Here is an 18,392-nt window from a genome sequence, read left to right as displayed (position 1 = left end):
CCCTTTTTATTGAACAGATGCCGCATCAAACTTGAGACGAATGTCGTAATTGCCTGTATATCCGATAGCCGGTACAGTCACACTCACTTTTGCTGGTACGACCTCAGTCAGGCTGTTCACATTGAATTCTACTGTCCTCTTATTCGCAGCTGTATTTGTACTAATCACCTTCGCATCTTTGTAGACACCTTGATCGAGCGTCTTAAAGCTTGTAATCCAAGAGCTATTCGTTAACGTGACTTGCGCTTTGATTTTTCCATCCTTTACGACAAGCTTGGCTGGTTTTTCGAAATACGTATTCGCTGTTGAAGTCGAATCGCTATCAGCCTTCCATACCACATATTGCGCTGAATATTGACCATCTGCTAAGCCAGCTGCTGAGGCTGAGCTAACAGGAGCTAGAGCAAATAATAGAACAAAACTAAGGAATAATAATACGGGTGATGTTGAACGAATGACTTTCATGTGATCACTCCTAAATGATATTGATAATTATTCTCAATAGACAATAAAAAAAAATAACCTTCATAAGTGCTGGAACACACTTATAGATGATTATGATAATCATTATCAATTGAGTTGAAAAAATAAATCTTTGCTTCCTAAAGTCAAAGATGTCTGCTTCTAAATGATGGATTGATAAGAGTTTTAGGCAATCTGTCCCATTCATAATACCATGGCATAACCTCCATTCCATTACAGGGAAAAGAACCCTCTTCTCCTTGATATTATATAATGGGTGAAATAATTGTCAATATCATTTTTCATACTATTGTCTTAGTTTTCTGGAAAATCACACACAAAAATTTCGATCAGACACACTGATCGAAATGGATTAAGAAGGAACATGTTCCTCTATTTTGCTGTTTTTACGCTCTAAAGACCAAGCATACATTTCACGAATAATCGGTTCAATTTTCTTCCCTTGCACCGTTAATTCGTATTCAATCCGCACTGGAATGTCGGGGTATACTTTTTTCTCAACAAGCCCCTCAGCTTCTAGATCCTTCAGCCTTTCTGATAGTAATCTTCCGCTGATGTTCATTTCATTTTCAAGCTGACAAAAACGCTTAGGCCCTGTCAGAAGCTGATTGATGATGAGAATGACCCACTTCTTGCCTAGAATCTCCATGGCATCTGTAATTGGGCAGCCATCTACTTGAGCCATATCTTACTCCCTCCTGCTTTTTTATCTTTTTTTCATTATAACATAATTAATTACTTGAAATAAGTCACTAACTATTATATAGTTTAGTTACTAAAAGTAACAAGGTATTCATTTTTTATAGATTTTCAAAAACATTTGAACATGCCGATGCATATACCATGAAGGAGATGACCGAGCTTGAAGACAATTGAGCAGCTAAGGTTGGGTGTGACAGAATTACATGTGTCCAGCTTTGATCGTTCTTTACCTTTTTATACAGACATTTTAGGATTTACTATATTAGAAAAGACCGATTCCACGGTGACACTTGGCAGCAATGCAAAGGAACCGATTCTTTTGTTAAAAGAAGATGCACAGCTCAAAGAAAAGCCTGATCATGAGCCAGGACTTTATCATTTTGCTGTTTTATTACCTACCAGAAAAAACCTGGGCACATGGCTGGCACATGTGATCAAAAAAGGCTATCCTTTAATTGGAGCAAGCGATCACTTTTTCAGTGAAGCCATTTATTTAAGTGATCCTGACGGCATTGGCGTAGAAATTTATGCGGACCGTCCTCAGGACATTTGGGTAGGTGAGCATGGAGAACTGAAAGGTGGCGGAAATGCACCGCTTGATGGAGATGGACTCCTGCAGGAAGCCGCTGATACCACATGGGAAGGACTCCCTGCGGGCACAGTGATGGGACACTTGCATTTCCATCTCAACCCAGAAGAAGCAGATTCCTTTTATGTCCATACGCTCGGTTTTCATATCCGAATGGCTCCACCAGCAAGCCTATTTATCGCCGCTGGTGTGTACCACCACCACCTTGCCTTTAATGCATGGGGACGCGGACGAAAAGGAGCCATTGATCCACGTTTCTCAGGAATTAGAAGCTATACACTGGTTTTCCCAGAAGAAGCAGACAGACAATCCGTCATCGAACGCTTGACAAAAGCAGGCACTCAAGTCAACACGACAGGAAAAAGCAGCGAATTTGTTGATCCATTTGGCGTTCTCGTTCGTTTACAGATTGAAGAAACAGACTAAAAAGAAGGTGCAGAATATGGACAAACACACAGAGCTTAAAACAGCCATATTAAAAGATAAAATCAAACGAGTACAGCAAGAAGACGGGTATATATATATCACTGGACCCATTAAACTGCCAGTGAATTTAGACGGCAGAACCGTCATGTTTAACTGGTATTCATGGTTAAAAGATGATGGAAAAGAGCCATTGTCGGATGAAGCTTTAATTGAAAGCCTCTCGTCCCGCCAGCTTGCTGATCATCAGCAGTCAAGCGTTCTTGTATATGGGGATTTCGAGCACGCTGACGAAGCTCTTATCCGCATGCATTCCATTTGCCACACAGGCGATATTTTCGGAAGCAAGCGCTGCGACTGCGGATTCCAATTGAAGCAGTCTATGCGAATGATTGAGGACAATGGAGCAGGAGCCCTGTTTTACTTAGCCAATCATGAAGGCCGCGGCATTGGTCTTTTCAGTAAAGCCATGGCTTATATTCTTCAAGAAAACGGCTACGATACAGTAGAAGCGAACGAAGCACTTGGTTTTGAAGATGACACACGTCAATACGAAGAAGCCATTGCCGTTCTTCAAACACTTCGTACAAAGCCGGTCAGACTTATTACCAATAACCCGAAAAAGACAGATGCGATCAGCCATGCAGGTTTATCTCTTTCTGGACGCATTCCGCTTTGGGGAGATGTCTCTGAATTTAACGAAAAATACTTGCAGACAAAAATCAACCGCTCAGGTCACATGAAGGCGGAGCAAGAGGTGCGTACGATTGCCACATCATGAGCGATATATGAAGCTAGCCCTTGATAATGCACGGGCAATGAAAGGTCAGACATCTCCGAACCCGCTCGTCGGGGCTGTGATTGTGCGAGAGAATGAAATTGTTGGAGTCGGCGCTCATATGAAAGCCGGTGAACCGCATGCTGAAATTCATGCACTTAACATGGCCGGGGACAAGGCAAAAGGAGCCACGATTTATGTGACCCTTGAGCCCTGCTCCCACCATGGACGTACAGGCCCTTGTGCGGAAGCACTTGTAAAAGCCGGCGTCGAAACCGTTGTCGTGGCGGCACTTGATCCAAACCCGCTTGTCGCTGGCCGCGGGATTGCCATTTTACAAGACGCGGGTATCCAAGTCATCACGGGCGTACTTGAACAGGAATCCATTCTGATGAATGAAGTGTTTAACCACTTTATTACGAAAAAAACACCTTTCGTGACGCTCAAAGCAGGCATTACCTTAGATGGAAAAATCGCCTCTGCCACGTCTGACAGCAAGTGGATTACATCTGAGACATCCCGTTATGACGCTCACCATATCCGCAGTATCAATGATGCGATTTTGGTCGGTGCTCAAACCGTCATTCACGATGATCCTTCATTAACTGCGCGGATTCCAAATGGGAACAATCCGATTCGAATTGTCTTAGACTCTAAGCTGTCAACACCACTGACAGCAAAGATCGTCACCGATCAGATGGCACCTACATGGATCTTTACAACAAAGCAAGCCGATGAGAAAAAACGAGCGGCTTTAGAAGAAGCTGGCGTACGTGTCTTCATGACAGACAGCGACACGCGGGTGCCCCTGCAAGAAGTGCTTCAAGTGCTGGGAGAAAAAAATATCTCCTCTCTCATGATTGAAGGCGGCGGCCAGATTAACGCCTCGTTCTTAGAACAGCAGCTTGTAGACAAATTGATCATCTATATGGCGCCTAAGCTCATTGGCGGACGACTTTCCCCTTCCTTTTTTGGAGGCGAGGGCATTCGCCTCATGAGTGATGCCATTGAACTGGATCAACTCGCCGTAGAACCACTCGGAAAAGATATCAAAATGACGGGCTATCCCGTTTATCAATAACAAATAGGCTGTCGAGATTTCCTCGACAGCCTTCTTTTTGTCTTCTAGTCTCTTCTCTCTAAAAACTCAATTCGATTCCCAAAAGGATCTTCTACATAAAACCGATTGGCTCCCTCCAATGGCTCATCTTCACTTATACGAATATGATGCTTCAATAATGCCTCTTTTAATTCCGATAGACTCTTTACAAGAAAAGCGGGATGAGCTTTCTTTGCAGCTTGAAAATGTTCCTGAATGCCAATGTGAAGCTGATGATGACCGCATTGGAACCAGACACCTCCGCGTTTAGCTAGATTACTAGGCTTAGGTATTTCTTTCATCCCTAAAATTTCGCCAAAAAACAAACGAGCTTTCTCTTCACTGCCTTTTGGAGCAGCTAGTTGAACATGGTCGATTCCAAAAAAGTTTGACATATTCCCCTCTCCCTTTCTTTTCTCAATTGGTTTTTCTATGTAGGATTTCTTAAGTTTTGCGTTGCTGAGCAAATTTGTTTGTTACTTCATTGGCGGGCTTGATACTTTGAGTCTTTCATTGAGGTGTTTCTTACGATGTAGGGTTTGAATGACAATTTTAAAAAACAGAACTCCCCTGGTCATGAAAGTTCTGTCTATCTAAGTGTCTCTTATAATAACAGTTGAAACCAAGACATATCATGTCAAGGTGTATGGGCGGTGATTCATTTTGGTGAAACTTGTCGTAAAATGTTTCATGTGAAACATTGATCGTTACTTCCCTTCGACCAGCCTGCCAAAGCTTTCTGGTGAAAGTCCCGGTGAAATGCGGACGCGGTGCAAGGACATCATGCCTTGTTCCTTCTTCGCATGTCCTGGTTCAGTGGTGACAGCCATTTGATATCCAGCTTCCTTCGCCAGCTTCAACGTCTCTTCATTATAGCGCCCGACAGGATAACTGACCATTCTCGTACGCTGAGAAAACCGCTGATCGAAGAATGTCTTTGATCCTTTTAACTCATCTTCCTGCTGCTGCTTTGATAATCGATTGAGCTCTAAATGATGAATCGTATGACTCTCAATCGATATCCCATGTGCCATCATCTCATCCATTTGCTCATCCGTTAAGTGATTTGGACGGCCAATGGATTGCTCAATCATGAAAATCGTTGCTTTCATTCCATACTGCTTTAAAATTGGAAATGCCTTTGTATAGTTATCCGTATATCCATCATCAAATGTAATGAGGACACTCTTCTTACTTGGCATCGAATTTGTTGTGAAAACGCGGTACGCCTCTTCTGGCGACAGTGTGACATAGTCGTTGTCCTTCAGCCATTTCATATGAGATGCAAATTCGCTCTTTGGCACACGTAACGAGTTGCCGCTTGAGATACTATGATACATCAAAATCGGAAGCTCGACCGGCTCCTTTTGCTCCATCCAGGTTTTTGCCTCTATCACTGCCGTTTCTTTTTTCTGCTGAATCTCTTTTGTTTGTAATGGACCCTTTTCCTCTTTGACGACTTGCTGGCTTCCTTCCGCCTGCTCCTTCATTCCCATACAGCCCGAAATGAGCAGCAGCATAAGACCAATCGTCATCAGCATACATGTTTTCTTCATTCACCAATCCTGCTTTCTCTTTATCTACCGAATGATTATAACAGAAATTGGTTATTCATTGACAACTATTTTGACAGAGTATTCATTTTTTTACACATTTCGATCATTTCGATGGCAAGCAGATGGATGGTCTCTGTTGTGAGCATTTGATCTTCTGCGTGTATCAGCAGTAAAGAAAACGGAAGCTGTTCACCTGCCGCTTCTTTTTGAATCAGCGACAAGTGCAGGTTGTGGATGCTTCGAAACGCTTCCTCCCCTTTTTCGATCAACTGCTGCGCTTTTTCAAAATCATCAGCTCTTGCTAGACGAATCGCTTCTACATAATGACTTCTTGCCTCGCCTGCATGGGCAATGATTTGAAAGGCTGCTCCCTGCATTTCCTCTAATACCGTCATCTGCTTCTCCTCCAATTACTTAAGATTCATTTGCTAGTTTCAGTGCATGCTCTAGAATTTTTTCTCCGTTTGCTGTTCCGTATAATCTCACATTGACGACATCGACAGGGATTTGATAAGGTGCCGCTGTTTTTTCTGCTGCTTTTTTCATAAAACTAACTTGCGGTCCAAGTAAAATCGCCTGTACATCCTCTCCATGCTCTTCTAGTTCATCCGCAATGGCTCCTTCAGGTATAGCATAAATATAGTAATCCAGTCCTTTAGCTTCTGCGGCAGCCTTCATTTTGGACACCACAATGGACGTTGACATTCCTGCTGCACAAGCGAGAATGATTCGTTTCATTTCTCATCACTCCTATTGATAAATGACTTCTGTTTCAACTGTCAGTTCCCTAGTTTTGATTAATGTCTGATACCAATACGCAGATGCTTTCAGCTGACGATTTCGTTCATTCTCCAGCTGGATTTCGACTAATCCGTAGCGGTTTTTAAAGGCATTCATCGGTGAGACATTGTCTGTAAATGCCCAAAGCATATAGCCTGTGCAATTTGATCCTTCTGCTTTCGCTTGAAGTGCCCGCTTCAAATGCTGGCTGATAAATGAAATGCGATACTGATCATCAATGATACCGTCTTCTGTTTTAAACCGTTCTTCCTTTTCGACACCCATGCCATTTTCGGCCACAAACCACTCAATATTTCCGTATTCTTCTTTTATTCTCATCCCCATATCATAGACAATCTTCGGGTAGATTTCCCAGCCTCTGAAAGGATTCATTTTTCTCCCTGGAAGCTCAAACATATCGTAATAATAGGATGGATGAAAAGGTGTTCCTTCGTTCCAAGCCTTACTCGGTGCCTTGACACGATGCGGATAGTACAAGTTAAGCCCAACGACATCCACCGTATGATTCTTGATGATCTGAAGCTCTTCCTCTGTGGAATCGAAAAGAATATCATGCTTTTTCAACACATCGATCAGTTCCTCTGGATACTCCCCTTTGATGGAAGGATCTAAGAACACTCGATTAAAAAACAAGTCATACATACGTGCCGCTTCTTGGTCATGCGGGGCAGACGATCTTGCATACGTCACTTCTGGATTGAGAATCACGCCGATTTTGGCTCCTGCCGATTCCTTCAACCCCATCTCCTGAAACAGCTTCACCACTTTTGCTGTTGCCAGAGCTTTATGATAGTTCCACTGCATCCATTTCTTCGTATTTTGCTCAAACGGATATCGGATGGCATCTAGATAAACACGTGTCTGGACAACAATCGGTTCATTAAAACTAAACCAATGCTTGACCCGGTCTCCGTAGCGCTCAAACACCTTTTCTGCATAAAGAACAAACAGCTCGACAACATGCTTTGATGACCATCCGCCGTACTTCTCAAACAAAACGGCAGGAAGCTCATAGTGCTCTAAGCAAAACATTGGTTCTACACCTGCTGCGATTAATTCATTGATCAGATCATCAATGTAACGAGCATATGCCTCATCCACTATCCCATTCTCGTAATCTATGAGAAACCTCGACCAGTTGATCGATGTCCTGTAATGTGTCAGCCCAATCTCTTTCATTAAGGCTACATCTTCAGGGTAGCGCTCGTAAAAGTTTGTCGCACCAGCAGGACCATAGCCTTCGTGCCACACATGATATCCTTCCTTATACCATAAGTCGATGTACGAGTCCTGATGCGCCCGCTTTCCCTTCCATCCCTCGGTCTGCCAAGCAGAAGCCGCAGCACCTAGGATAAAATCACTTGGAATCTCAATTCTGTTCATGTCGCCGCCTCCCTTTTCTTCGTCTGAATGTTTATTCTGAATCTGGTGCTGCTTCTGGCTTGCGGTTAGACAAGAGAACAAACGGTAAATAGATGAAAACAGCCACCACAATACAGATAAGCTGTGTGATGACAGCGCCCATACTGCCAGCGGTGGACAGCCATGCATTTACAAGCGGCGGTGTCGTCCATGGCACCATCACGACCGCTTTTCCAGCGAATCCTGTAGCCGTTGCAATATACCCAATCGTACCTGTCACAAGCGGCGTGACGATAAATGGGATCGCCATCACAGGGTTTAGCATGACAGGTAATCCAAAAATAACGGGTTCATTGATGTTGAACAGTCCGGGTCCTGATGAGAGCTTGGCAATGCTTCGCATCTCTTCCCTTCTCCCAGCAATAAAAATCGCAACTAAAAGGCCAATGGTCACACCTGAACCACCGATGCTCATATACACATCCCAAAACGGCATCGTGATGATATTCGGGATTTCTTTCCCCTCTTGAAAGGCTGTCATATTCACTGCAATCGATCCTAATAAGAGCGGCTCCCGGATCGGCTTAATCATCTGATTGCCATGGATGCCGATCACCCAGAAGAATTGCGCCACAAACATCAACGTTAAAATCCCAGGCAGCCCCTGTACAACACTTTCTAACGGACGCTGCACCACGTTATACACTGCTTCATGCAAATAAATGCCTGTCACACGATGAAATGCAAAGCCGAATGAACTAATGATTGTAATTGTAATGATCGATGGGAAAAGTGACGAAAAAGATGTTGCCACATTCGACGGAACCGAATCCGGCATCTTGATTTGCAGCCATTTCACCTCGGTCAGCTTACAAAAAATCTCCACAGATACGATCGCAATGATCATCCCTAAAAATAAGCTTTTTGGATCAGAAAATTGTCTTGCCAACACGTCAACAACCTCACGCATCGATCCATCGACTTCAAGAAGAAGTGTCGTTGGAATAACAGATATAAATGAAATCAATGCCATCAATCCTGGGAACAGAGACTTGTGACCGTTGATTTTCCCAAGCTCAATCCCAATGAGGAACACAGCCCCAATGGTTAAAAAGTTCAGCGTGGCATAATTGATTGCCTTCATAATAGGCTGAAGCTCTGCTAAAAACCTGAATATCTCAAAATGAGCAAGCCCTGTCTCCGGGCTCATGATCATATTCGCCACCAGTACAGCAAAAGCTCCTGTAATGATGATCGGCATCAGTGTTACAAATGCTTGTTTAATCGCCATAATATATTTCTGGTTGGTGATGCGATAAGCCACATGCCCCATAACATCTGCCGCTTTCTCCTTGAAGCTCATGATCCGTCTCCCCCTTTGCAAAAACTCGTGATCATCCTCCTTTTTGATGTTATTTTAAAAGCGCTTTCATTAACATCTAATCTTTTTCCTCACAGATGCGGAAATGGGTGCCGCGTTTTTTCATTTGGATACTCCAATACTTGAAGCGCAGCTGTCAGTTCTTCAAATGAAGCGGCTTTGATGAGCTGTTCCACCACTTCCTTCCGTTCTGTCAGCCGCACAAGAAATTGATAAAGCGACTGTAATTCTTTTTGATACGTCTTCTGGATGCTTAACAAGCATACGACTTGTACTCGATCTTCTCCCCACAGCACCGGCTTTTTCAACGTACAGATCGCACAAAACGTGTCATCTGTTGCCGGTTTAATTGGATGAGGAATCGCAATCAAATGACCGAAAGATGTGGGTGATACTTGCTCTCTTTCTAACAATAATTGTTCGAACTCTTCTGGGATTCGATGCTGCTCCTTTAGCACGTTCACAAAAAATTGAAGAACCTCTTCCCTTGATTGGAGATCTTGCTGAAAAAATGTCAGCGCCGGACTCACATACCGCAAAACTCCTGTATCCTGTGAATTCTGCACAAATCGTTTCAGCCGCACAATATCATCGTCACTTAGAATCGTATGTACATCAATGACTGGTACCGGCAACGTGTTTTGAAGCGGAATGGTACTAATAATAAAATCAATGCTTCTTAAATCATACGAAGGAAGTTCCCCGGCACTTGCAGTTCCAGCGATCTCCAGCCTTCCGTTAAAAGCTGCCGTGAGTTTATGAAGAAGAAGCTGACTGCTGGCGACACCCGTCGCACACACAATAAGACATGTCTTCTTTACATGCTGTGATTTTGTCCGCTCGATTGCAGCCCCAATATGAAGTGCCAAATATCCGATTTCATCCTCAGGAATCTCAACACCCTCTTTTTCCTTCAGCCATCTGCCCATATAAACACCCGCCTCAAACGCAATGGGATAATGCCTTTTAATGTCTGATAAATAAGGATTTCGGATGTTCATATTGTATCTAAAGCGATGAATGGCAGAACGCAAATGAAGACTTAATCCAACGATCAGCTCCTTATCAAACTGAATATCAAGTGACATGTGCTCCTCTACATAAGCAAGCAATTGGTGAGTGAAACGAAAATGGTCTTCGTCCAGCAGATGAAATAGCGTATGGCCAGCCTCTCCATATGCCATCATCTTTGCTCCCATTAAGTGAATCGCAATGTACGCCATTTCAGATAACGGAAAATCAATCGCTAATACGCGGCGAATATCTTCTGCCATTTGTTGAGCTACCTGAAAAACTGGCTGCCCTTGAATTTCTTTCAATTCCGCTTCTGGCATCTTGACCAGCTTTTTTTCTTCAATTCGTTTGCATGCGATGGCAATGTGGGTCACTAAATTACTTAAACCGATTTCTGATAGATGAAGTCCGGTAGCTTTTGTACGTGAACGCACGATGTCCTGAATCAATTGATACGTTTCTTCAGGTAACAATGCAGCATTCGCATGCTCCTGCTGAAACACATGCTCTGCCATACAATATCTTAATTTCATTTCATCGCCTGTCAGACGAAGGCCATATTTAGGCCGGTGCGATATAGAAAGTCCATGCAATGAAAACAAGTGCCTGACAGCTTTCAAATCATTTTTCACTGTAGATTCACTCACAAATAATTCCTCTGCCAATCCCTCTAATTTGATATAGTCTTCTGACAGAAGCAGCCTTTTTAATAGATAAGCCACACGGTCCTCAGGCTGATTGGGAATGGACGGTTCCTTCTTCTCATTCCTTTCTCTCAGTGAGGTTTTCAAAAATGTACGAAATGCTCCATAATCTTCAACGCTCAATGTATACCCTGCCCCGCGTTTAATATGCAGTGCGGCACCATGTTCTTCTAAGATCACTTTAAGCGCTTTCATATCTGTGCGGATGGTTCGTGATGTGACTCCGATCACACGTGCAATTTCTTCACTTGTCAGTTCCTGCTCCGCTTGCATCAATCGTTTCAGAAGCTCCTCCTGACGTAGAGATAGCATGGGCTCTCCTCCCTTGGCATTTACTTTTGCCTATCATCATAAACGAAAATAGAACTCTTTGCCCAGTATTTCTTTCAAATCGGGAACCTTGATATGGCTCATTCGTATGAATATGAAACTAGAGGAGGGATGCTTTTATGTTTGTTGTCATTATCATATTAGCTTTTTTAGGAGCCATCATTGCCAGCTTGTTCGCATCAAATGATAAACGTGCATCTGCTAAGCGTTCTGCACATCATAGCTCAACGACGAGCACTTATACTGATTCGTATACCCATCACGCTTCTGAAGCCTCCTGTGGGAGTGATTCAGGTGACAGCGGCGGTGGTGGATGTGACTAAACAAAAAAACAGCCGCCTTTTAAGAGACGGCTGTTTCGTTTATGGTTTTAAAGAGCTTTCCAGCCCCGTTCAATCAAATGTTTAACATCCTTTGCAAAATCCTCGCCCTTTTCCATCACGTCCTGAGCTCTTCCTGCAAAGTTACTGGCAACAGCCAGCTCCATTTTTTTCAATTCAAAGTGTAAGATTTTTTGATCAATCTCTGTTATATATTTTTCATATTCATTGTTGACGACGTCGTGCATCACGCTGTAAGCATCTTTCCGGTGGCGATGAAAGTCGGTTCCTCTCTCGCCTTTCCATGACGAATCTAGTGCAGGCTTCTTAATTTCTTTGATATCTGACTGGGCAAGATCTTGTTCTGTTCGAATATTACTTTTGGCTGTCTTTAACCGAGAGATCATTTCGTCAAATTCTGCACGTTTGTTCTCAATTCCCATATGCAGATGGTGCAGCATCTCGGATAAACTCATGTCATCCACCTCTATCTGACCTCATACGAAAGCACGGCGTGAGCGCCTTTGGAAACCATCGACTCACTTGATTTTTCCAATCCTGACATTTCTATCGTTCTGCTTTCATTAAGTATAGTATAAGGCGAAAAGCCTCAGGCTTAAATAGGGAAAAGGTGTCCTTTTAGCGACCCGTTTGGAAGAAAAACGGAATAATACAAGGTCTTACACCCTGAATTTTATATGAGACTTTAATACCACAATCGCATTATGTCAATGGTACCCATAAATAAAAGCGATTGTGCTGATTATTTTGCAGCAATCGCTTCGTCTTGTTCTTTTAATGTTTTCACGTTAGAGCGTGTATCCTGAACATTTTTAATTAAGGCTTCTTTAAAGCTTGAGACCATTTCGCTCACTTCTGCTTCACGTGCCGTCCACTTGGTTACAAATTCAAGGCTGTTTTCACCCGCTTTATCTGCTGCTTTTTTCATCGCTAAAGCTTCGACGGCTTGGGAGACTTCATCTAGTTTATCCATAACTGTTTGGTAGTTTAACTTAATTTGTCCCATTGTGATATCCTCCAGATTTGTTCAGCATGAAACTCGTTTACAAGCTGCTCCATGCTTTTGAGATCAAGCGTTTTGCGTCCTCTACTGCGTCTTCTCCTTTTTCAGCAAGACGTGCGGCGTCTCCAGCTAAGGAACTGGCAAAGGATAACGCAGCTTGTTCTGCTTCTAATGTACTGATTTTGAATTCGATACGGCTCACGTAGCGTGGGTATTGGTCGTTCACGATCGTTTGCAGCGCATCATGTGCTTCATTTCGGTCTGTTTTGAAATCCTGGCTTCGCTCACCTTTCCAAGAGGTCCCAAGCTTTGGCTGCTTGATTTGCTTTAAATCTGTTTCTGCCGCATCTTGTTCACGTTCAACCTTGCTTTTCGCCTTTTTGAGTCGAGCGATTTTCTCTTCAATTTCTGCTTTTTTATTTGAAATGCCACCGTTAAGGGCAGACAGCATATCCGATAAGCTCATATGGGTTCCTCCTCCTGTCAAAAAATAAAAACGCTGCTTAGAGTCTCTCTAAACGAGCGCAAGGTGAATAGCACTTTTTCCAATATTGTTATTATAAGGTTCAAAGACTCATGTTTGAATAGGGATTTGTGCCCTTTTTATGGGATAAATATGCTTTCATTCTGCTTCACACTACCCCTTTCGACCTCATTTATAGGAGGTCTAAACTCCTGTTCGTTTGCTATATGTCACATATAGTCTCACGGTCCTAGGACAAACAAAGCCGCCCCATTCAGGAGCGGCTTTTGCAAACGGCTTATGAGGCCGATTCTTCTCTTTCTTGTTGATCTTTCACGTACCAAATGAATTTACCTGTATATCCGTAAATGATTGCAAGACCAATGGCAACAAAACTCAACCACATAAATGGTAAATAAGAGAATGTCGATACGCCAAGAATTCCTGCCATGTAAATACCGTTATCTGACCAAGGGACCATACCAGACGTCATTGTTCCCCCGACCTCAGCGTTTCTAGATAGAACGCGTCTGTCTATTTTTAATTTATCATAGCTTTTTTCCATAATTTTCGGTGTAAGGATTAATGAAACATACATCGCACAGCCAAAAATGTTTGCGAAGAACGCAACAACCAGTGTAGATAGGGTGACATTCCCTGCATTATATAATTTCTTCTCGAAAGTAGCGACAATCACTTTTAAGACGCCGAGATATTCAAGTACTCCACCAAAACCAAGTCCGAGAATAATGACTACTAGAGATCCAAGCATATTCACAATACCGCCGCGATTTAACAGCGTATTTAAGAAATCTACATCTGAATTAATAGAGAAGCCATTGTATGCTGAACCAATCGCATCAGCTGGATTCATTCCTTGGAAAGCCATCGCCCAAATAGATCCTAAAAGAGCACCAATGGCTATAACAGGCATTGAAGGTTTCTTTAATACGAGCAGTAATACAACCACTACTGCTGGGATGATCATCCAAATGTTGATTGTGAATGTATCATGAAGGGCATCTTTCAAAAATTCTACTTTACCTTGATCAATGTTGCGTCCGCCATACATAAAGCCTGTAACCGTAAACATAATCGCTGTAATCACAAAGGCTGGTATGGATAAAACCATCATTGCTCGAACATGCGCCAGCACGTCCACTTTTGAAAGAGAAGAAGCGAGCACTGTACTATCTGATAATGGGGATAATTTATCTCCGAAATAAGCACCAGATAGGACGGCCCCAGCAACGATCGGAAGTGGAATACCTAGGCCTTCACCAATTGCGATCATCGCAATCCCAGCCGTTCCAACCGTACCCCAAGAAGTTCCTGTTGCAACGGACATAATTGCACAGATGACAAGTGTAGCTAATAAGAATATATTAGGATGAATAAATTCTAAACCATAGTAGATGAGCGTAGGAACAACTCCACCTGCAATCCATGTTCCAACAAGTGCACCTACTGCAATTAAGATTAAAATGGCTTCTAACCCATTCGATATCCCTTTTGTAATCGCATTTTGGAGATCCTTATATGAATGCCCCAATCGAATACCTAAAGCAATAACCATAAACCATGAGATAAACAATGCTAACTGAATATCTAATTTGAAGTAAAGAGTAAATGATAAAACAATCGCTAAAAACAAGCCAAGTACAGCTACGACTTCTAAAATAGATGGTAGACGTGGTGATTTCATTGTGTTTCCTCCCTTTGTGCGTGCGTTAAGCGTTTTCAAAATATTGTGAAAAAAGTGTGTCAATTCGAAAGAAGTGAATTGCCTGTTTTTCTCTTTTTCACAGGCAATTCCACATATTAATAAAATAAAATTTTTGATATTATTATCGCTCTAGGAGCTCTGCACCCGCAATGCCAGGCTTTGTCATCTCAAATGGATTTAAGATAATATCAAGTTCTTCTTCCGTTAAAACATCGTACTGCAAGCAAAGATCTCTGATCGATTGTCCTGTTAAAATGGCTTCTCTTGCAATTCTAGCGGCTGCTTCATAGCCTAAGTGAGGGTTCACGGCAGTGATCACGCCTGCACTTTTTTCTACATATTCTTTCAAACGTATTTCATTTGCTTCAATGTCCGCTAAGCAATGATCTGTGAATGAGCGGAATCCGTTATTCATTATACTAATAGATTGAAGCAAGTTAAAGACCAGAACAGGCTCCATCACATTTAACTCAAGCTGGCCTGCTTCAGAAGCAAGACAGATCGTGTGGTCGTTCCCAATGACTTGGAATGCGATTTGGTTAATGAGCTCTGCCATGACTGGATTGACTTTCCCAGGCATGATGGATGATCCAGGCTGGCGGGCTGGCAATGCGATTTCAGCAAGACCTGCGCGCGGACCAGATGCCATTAAGCGAAGGTCATTGGCAATCTTAGACATGTTCATCATACATACTTTTAAAGCGGCGGATACTTCTGTGTAAGCATCTGTATTTTGCGTTGCATCCACGAGATGCTCTGCGCCTACAAGAGGAAGACCAGATATATCAGCGAGCTTCTTCACCACGATCTCAATATAACGAGGATCTGCGTTTAAGCCTGTCCCAACAGCTGTTGCACCCATATTGACTTCATATAAATGCTGTTTTGATTGGTTGATTCGCTTAATATCACGGCTCAGCACACGGCTGTAAGCTTCAAATTCCTGTCCCAAACGGATTGGAACAGCATCCTGAAGGTGCGTACGTCCCATTTTGATCACATGATCGAATTCTTTCGCTTTCTTTTGAAAGACGTCCTGCATGACTTGCATCGTTTCAAGCAGAATGTCTAACTGCTTGAGCACAGCAATGTGGATTGCCGTTGGGAATGAATCATTCGTTGATTGCGACATGTTCACATGTGTGTTTGGGCTTAAATGAATGTATTCTCCCTTTTGATGTCCCATGATTTCTAGTGCTCTGTTTCCAATCACTTCATTGGCATTCATATTCATGGACGTTCCTGCGCCGCCTTGAATTGGATCGACAATAAAGTACTCGTGCAGCTTGCCTTCAATGACTTCATCAGACGCTTGAACGATGGCATTTCCAATTCCCTCATATAAACGTCCAACTTCCATATTGGCTTGAGCTGCTGCTTTTTTCACGATGGCAAAGGCTCTGATTAGTTCCTCGTGCATCCGATATCCTGTAATCGGGAAATTCTCTTTTGCACGGAGGGTTTGAACCCCATAATACACGTCTGCTGGAATTTCTTTTTCACCAAGAAAATCCTTCTCATAGCGATAAGTTGCTTGAACCATCTCTTATGACCTGCTTTCTATAGAATAGTTAAATCACTAAATCTTCTGCGATTGGCGTTTCCATAATTTTTTTGACTTCTCTTGGATCTGTTGTTTTGCCTAGTGCCCACATCAGTTTCGGCACGATAGCTTCTGTATTCATATTTCTTGAACGTGCCACCAAATCTTGATTGATCTTGCGTCCTACCTCATACACACTCATGTCTTCTCCTTCTTCAAGACACTGAGTGGTGATGACAACAGAAATGCCTTCTTCCAGCAATTCGTTGATCTTTTCTAAAAGGTTTCTTCCTTCGAAAGGAATTCCGCCGCTGCCGTAGCTTTCGATGACGACTCCTTTGTATACACCTTTGATTGCATCTAAGAATTCAGGCTTTAGACCTGGATGCAATTTCAAAAGACAAACGTCGGTGTTTAAGGATGCGTCTAATTTAAGCGGTTTCATTGACGATCTTTTTACTTTGCTATTGTATTCAATTTGATGGTTTTCAATCGATGCAATATATGGGTAGTTAATGCTTTCAAATGCATCGTAGCTTTTCGTTCTTAGTTTGATCGCACGTGTTCCTTGGATGACCCTGCCATCAAACACGACATACACGCCGCCAACACCGTCACATGCAAAGCGAATTGCATCTGTGATGTTTTTCTTCGCATCTGTTTTCTTAAAAGTAATCGGAATTTGTGAACCTGTAATCACGATCGGCTTATCAGGATTTTGCAGCATATAAGACAGCGCTGCTGATGTATAGGCCATTGTATCGGTTCCGTGAGTAACGACAAATCCGTCATACTGATCATAATTCTCATAAATGGCTGTTGCGATATCAACCCAGTATTCAGGCTGCATATTTGTACTATCTATACTCATTAGGGACTTTGTGTCCATTGTATATTCTGCATTAATTTCGTTTAAATAGCTCAAAAGATCCTCAGCTTTAACACCTGGAGCTAAACCATTTTCACTCTCTACAGATGCAATCGTCCCACCAGTCGTTAAAAGCAATAATTTCTTCAACAGGTCCACCTCTTTCGTAAAATTACTTCGTTTGTCACACATATTATAAGCTAGCTTGTGCTATTCTATAATATACGCTTTACGCGTACCTTCATTGCCATTATAGTCACATAACGCGAATTAATCAAGAAATTGTTACGCATAACGCGTACATTCTATGTCAAAATATGATATACTGTTGTTGTAAATAAAGGAGCGTTCATGTATGATACTCGATCGTTTAACCACCCTTAGAAAAAAGAAAAAATGGTCTCTCCAGCATACGGCAGATCGCCTAGGTATCGCCAAAAGCACCTATGCCGGTTACGAATCTGGGTACCGACGACCTTCGCTTGAAGCAGTGAAGCTGATGGCTGATTTGTATGATACGTCCATTGATTTTTTACTTGGTAGAACGGACGAGCCAGAGATACAACGCAAAATCTCTGATATCAAAATTGAACTGACGGAAGCAAAAGAAGGAACCATTTATGTAGACGGCGTTCCCCTAAATGATGAAGAAATCAAACAGCTTGTTGCCTTTATTCGGGCGAAAAACACTCTAAAAGTATAAACACAGAAAAGAGAGGCACCTTATATACAGGTGCCTCTCTTTCCTTTTCAATCTCAATATGGAGAAGACAGCTGGCTTAATTCCTCTAGCCGCCGCTTCGCTTCTTCTTTATTAAACGAACTATAATAGCGATAATTCTCCTCATCTAAGATGCGGTAATGCTGACTAAGTACATTTTGCTGAAGGCGAAACGTGCCTTTTTTGACAGACGTCCTCCACCAAACCTTGCCGCCAATCGTACGCTCTACTGATAGATGTAATTCATCATGTGCCACAACTTCCAAAATCTCGAGCGGGTCATCCCCTAGGGTCCCTTTCAAAATGTCACTATCTCTGAATAATGCACATACGGCCGCGGATTGCGTCCAGTTGAGACGCAGCCTGTTTTTTTCAACCTGCTGTAGATGCCGTTTCGATAGACCAAGTACCTCCGCCATACGATCCTGCGTATAATCCTTTTCTTTTCGAATCCGTGCCATTTGTTCTGTGACGAGGTCGATTACCATCTCTTTATCCATCTCTC

At 42.6% G+C, this 18,392-nt stretch carries 21 protein-coding genes; 5 read left to right on the top strand and 16 right to left on the bottom strand.

Features of this window, described 5'->3' with window-relative positions; translation table 11 throughout:
* Window positions 1–6: 6 nt before the first annotated feature.
* Together JJ692_RS03275 and JJ692_RS03270 are read right to left on the bottom strand one after the other, a co-directional pair.
* A complete protein-coding gene (locus JJ692_RS03275) occupies window positions 7–465 on the bottom strand; it encodes an NEAT domain-containing protein (RefSeq protein ID WP_044334343.1) in 459 nt (152 codons plus the stop codon).
* A gap of 370 nt (window positions 466–835) precedes the next feature.
* Window positions 836–1,168 (bottom strand): winged helix-turn-helix transcriptional regulator, encoded by a 333-nt coding sequence (locus JJ692_RS03270; protein WP_024423893.1) that lies wholly within the window; start codon window positions 1,166–1,168, stop codon window positions 836–838.
* Between the two features lie 177 nt (window positions 1,169–1,345).
* Between JJ692_RS03270 and JJ692_RS03265 the strand changes: the two genes are divergently transcribed.
* Genes JJ692_RS03265 through ribD form a run of 3 tightly spaced genes read left to right on the top strand, consistent with a single transcriptional unit; the run spans window position 1,346 to window position 4,056 of the window.
* The gene (locus JJ692_RS03265) at window positions 1,346–2,200 is read left to right on the top strand and encodes a VOC family protein (protein WP_206534219.1); all 855 of its coding nucleotides are present in this window, start codon (window positions 1,346–1,348) and stop codon (window positions 2,198–2,200) included.
* Between the two features lie 16 nt (window positions 2,201–2,216).
* Entirely contained in the window at window positions 2,217–2,978 is a 762-nt protein-coding gene (locus JJ692_RS03260) for a GTP cyclohydrolase II (RefSeq protein ID WP_024427515.1), read from the top strand.
* Window positions 2,965–4,056 (top strand): bifunctional diaminohydroxyphosphoribosylaminopyrimidine deaminase/5-amino-6-(5-phosphoribosylamino)uracil reductase RibD, encoded by a 1,092-nt coding sequence (gene ribD, locus JJ692_RS03255; protein ID WP_073207947.1) that lies wholly within the window; start codon window positions 2,965–2,967, stop codon window positions 4,054–4,056. The genes JJ692_RS03260 and ribD overlap by 14 nt, the downstream gene beginning before the upstream one ends.
* A gap of 44 nt (window positions 4,057–4,100) precedes the next feature.
* Here ribD and JJ692_RS03250 read toward each other — a convergent pair whose 3' ends face one another.
* The 7 genes from JJ692_RS03250 to JJ692_RS03220 all read right to left on the bottom strand — a co-directional run bounded on the left by JJ692_RS03250 (window position 4,101) and on the right by JJ692_RS03220 (window position 11,204).
* Complete coding sequence (locus JJ692_RS03250) at window positions 4,101–4,469, bottom strand: VOC family protein (protein WP_151039646.1); 369 nt, start codon at window positions 4,467–4,469, stop codon at window positions 4,101–4,103.
* A 312-nt stretch (window positions 4,470–4,781) separates the two neighbouring features.
* A complete protein-coding gene (locus JJ692_RS03245; protein WP_206534218.1) occupies window positions 4,782–5,630 on the bottom strand; it encodes a polysaccharide deacetylase family protein in 849 nt (282 codons plus the stop codon).
* Window positions 5,631–5,695: 65 nt separating this feature from the next.
* Window positions 5,696–6,025 carry a PTS sugar transporter subunit IIA gene (locus tag JJ692_RS03240; protein WP_024423898.1) on the bottom strand — a complete coding sequence of 110 codons (330 nt, stop codon included), beginning with the start codon at window positions 6,023–6,025 and terminating at the stop codon, window positions 5,696–5,698.
* A 19-nt stretch (window positions 6,026–6,044) separates the two neighbouring features.
* Complete coding sequence (locus JJ692_RS03235; protein WP_024423899.1) at window positions 6,045–6,368, bottom strand: PTS sugar transporter subunit IIB; 324 nt, start codon at window positions 6,366–6,368, stop codon at window positions 6,045–6,047.
* A gap of 12 nt (window positions 6,369–6,380) precedes the next feature.
* Entirely contained in the window at window positions 6,381–7,814 is a 1,434-nt protein-coding gene (locus JJ692_RS03230; RefSeq protein WP_073207956.1) for a glycoside hydrolase family 1 protein, read from the bottom strand.
* Between the two features lie 31 nt (window positions 7,815–7,845).
* Entirely contained in the window at window positions 7,846–9,156 is a 1,311-nt protein-coding gene (locus JJ692_RS03225) for a PTS sugar transporter subunit IIC (protein WP_024423901.1), read from the bottom strand.
* A gap of 89 nt (window positions 9,157–9,245) precedes the next feature.
* A complete protein-coding gene (locus JJ692_RS03220) occupies window positions 9,246–11,204 on the bottom strand; it encodes a BglG family transcription antiterminator (RefSeq protein ID WP_024423902.1) in 1,959 nt (652 codons plus the stop codon).
* Between the two features lie 137 nt (window positions 11,205–11,341).
* On the opposite strand from JJ692_RS03220, the gene JJ692_RS03215 reads away from it, so the two are divergent.
* Window positions 11,342–11,545 carry a hypothetical protein gene (locus JJ692_RS03215; RefSeq protein WP_024427523.1) on the top strand — a complete coding sequence of 68 codons (204 nt, stop codon included), beginning with the start codon at window positions 11,342–11,344 and terminating at the stop codon, window positions 11,543–11,545.
* A gap of 47 nt (window positions 11,546–11,592) precedes the next feature.
* Here the strand turns inward: JJ692_RS03215 and JJ692_RS03210 are convergent, their stop codons facing one another.
* The 6 genes from JJ692_RS03210 to JJ692_RS03185 form a co-directional block, all read right to left on the bottom strand.
* Entirely contained in the window at window positions 11,593–12,018 is a 426-nt protein-coding gene (locus tag JJ692_RS03210; RefSeq protein WP_024423904.1) for a YwqH-like family protein, read from the bottom strand.
* Window positions 12,019–12,305: 287 nt separating this feature from the next.
* On the bottom strand, window positions 12,306–12,569 hold the full coding sequence (locus tag JJ692_RS03205) for a YwqI/YxiC family protein (RefSeq protein ID WP_024423905.1): 264 nt from the start codon (window positions 12,567–12,569) through the stop codon (window positions 12,306–12,308).
* Window positions 12,570–12,606: 37 nt separating this feature from the next.
* Entirely contained in the window at window positions 12,607–13,032 is a 426-nt protein-coding gene (locus tag JJ692_RS03200) for a YwqH-like family protein (protein ID WP_024423906.1), read from the bottom strand.
* A gap of 295 nt (window positions 13,033–13,327) precedes the next feature.
* A complete protein-coding gene (gene nhaC, locus JJ692_RS03195; RefSeq protein WP_206534217.1) occupies window positions 13,328–14,734 on the bottom strand; it encodes a Na+/H+ antiporter NhaC in 1,407 nt (468 codons plus the stop codon).
* A gap of 142 nt (window positions 14,735–14,876) precedes the next feature.
* Window positions 14,877–16,298, bottom strand: a complete 1,422-nt coding sequence (gene aspA, locus JJ692_RS03190; protein WP_024423908.1) for an aspartate ammonia-lyase — start codon at window positions 16,296–16,298, stop codon at window positions 14,877–14,879.
* A 28-nt stretch (window positions 16,299–16,326) separates the two neighbouring features.
* Entirely contained in the window at window positions 16,327–17,316 is a 990-nt protein-coding gene (locus tag JJ692_RS03185; protein ID WP_206534216.1) for an asparaginase, read from the bottom strand.
* A 205-nt stretch (window positions 17,317–17,521) separates the two neighbouring features.
* Between JJ692_RS03185 and JJ692_RS03180 the strand changes: the two genes are divergently transcribed.
* Window positions 17,522–17,869, top strand: a complete 348-nt coding sequence (locus JJ692_RS03180) for a helix-turn-helix domain-containing protein (protein WP_044334362.1) — start codon at window positions 17,522–17,524, stop codon at window positions 17,867–17,869.
* A 53-nt stretch (window positions 17,870–17,922) separates the two neighbouring features.
* Here the strand turns inward: JJ692_RS03180 and JJ692_RS03175 are convergent, their stop codons facing one another.
* Window positions 17,923–18,387, bottom strand: a complete 465-nt coding sequence (locus JJ692_RS03175) for a helix-turn-helix domain-containing protein (RefSeq protein WP_024423909.1) — start codon at window positions 18,385–18,387, stop codon at window positions 17,923–17,925.
* Window positions 18,388–18,392: the final 5 nt, after the last annotated feature.

The organism is Bacillus sp. 3a, from assembly GCF_017161885.1.
In the GTDB taxonomy this organism is placed as follows: Bacteria; Bacillota; Bacilli; order Bacillales; family Bacillaceae; genus Bacillus; species Bacillus safensis.
The sequence above is the reverse complement of the archived record's forward strand: the minus strand, read 5'-3'. Positions and strand labels throughout refer to the sequence as shown.

Excerpts from the sequence above, each read along its gene's own strand:
- JJ692_RS03275 (WP_044334343.1), bottom strand. The coding sequence starts at position 465 with ATGAAAGTCATTCGTTCAACATCACCCGTATTATTATTCCTTAGTTTT.
- JJ692_RS03270 (WP_024423893.1), bottom strand. The coding sequence starts at position 1,168 with ATGGCTCAAGTAGATGGCTGCCCAATTACAGATGCCATGGAGATTCTA.
- JJ692_RS03260 (WP_024427515.1), top strand. The coding sequence starts at position 2,217 with ATGGACAAACACACAGAGCTTAAAACAGCCATATTAAAAGATAAAATC.
- JJ692_RS03250 (WP_151039646.1), bottom strand. The coding sequence starts at position 4,469 with ATGTCAAACTTTTTTGGAATCGACCATGTTCAACTAGCTGCTCCAAAA.
- JJ692_RS03245 (WP_206534218.1), bottom strand. The coding sequence starts at position 5,630 with ATGAAGAAAACATGTATGCTGATGACGATTGGTCTTATGCTGCTGCTC.
- JJ692_RS03240 (WP_024423898.1), bottom strand. The coding sequence starts at position 6,025 with ATGACGGTATTAGAGGAAATGCAGGGAGCAGCCTTTCAAATCATTGCC.
- JJ692_RS03235 (WP_024423899.1), bottom strand. The coding sequence starts at position 6,368 with ATGAAACGAATCATTCTCGCTTGTGCAGCAGGAATGTCAACGTCCATT.
- JJ692_RS03230 (WP_073207956.1), bottom strand. The coding sequence starts at position 7,814 with ATGAACAGAATTGAGATTCCAAGTGATTTTATCCTAGGTGCTGCGGCT.
- JJ692_RS03225 (WP_024423901.1), bottom strand. The coding sequence starts at position 9,156 with ATGAGCTTCAAGGAGAAAGCGGCAGATGTTATGGGGCATGTGGCTTAT.
- JJ692_RS03220 (WP_024423902.1), bottom strand. The coding sequence starts at position 11,204 with ATGCTATCTCTACGTCAGGAGGAGCTTCTGAAACGATTGATGCAAGCG.
- JJ692_RS03215 (WP_024427523.1), top strand. The coding sequence starts at position 11,342 with ATGTTTGTTGTCATTATCATATTAGCTTTTTTAGGAGCCATCATTGCC.
- JJ692_RS03210 (WP_024423904.1), bottom strand. The coding sequence starts at position 12,018 with ATGAGTTTATCCGAGATGCTGCACCATCTGCATATGGGAATTGAGAAC.
- JJ692_RS03205 (WP_024423905.1), bottom strand. The coding sequence starts at position 12,569 with ATGGGACAAATTAAGTTAAACTACCAAACAGTTATGGATAAACTAGAT.
- JJ692_RS03200 (WP_024423906.1), bottom strand. The coding sequence starts at position 13,032 with ATGAGCTTATCGGATATGCTGTCTGCCCTTAACGGTGGCATTTCAAAT.
- nhaC (WP_206534217.1), bottom strand. The coding sequence starts at position 14,734 with ATGAAATCACCACGTCTACCATCTATTTTAGAAGTCGTAGCTGTACTT.
- aspA (WP_024423908.1), bottom strand. The coding sequence starts at position 16,298 with ATGGTTCAAGCAACTTATCGCTATGAGAAGGATTTTCTTGGTGAAAAA.
- JJ692_RS03180 (WP_044334362.1), top strand. The coding sequence starts at position 17,522 with ATGATACTCGATCGTTTAACCACCCTTAGAAAAAAGAAAAAATGGTCT.
- JJ692_RS03175 (WP_024423909.1), bottom strand. The coding sequence starts at position 18,387 with ATGGATAAAGAGATGGTAATCGACCTCGTCACAGAACAAATGGCACGG.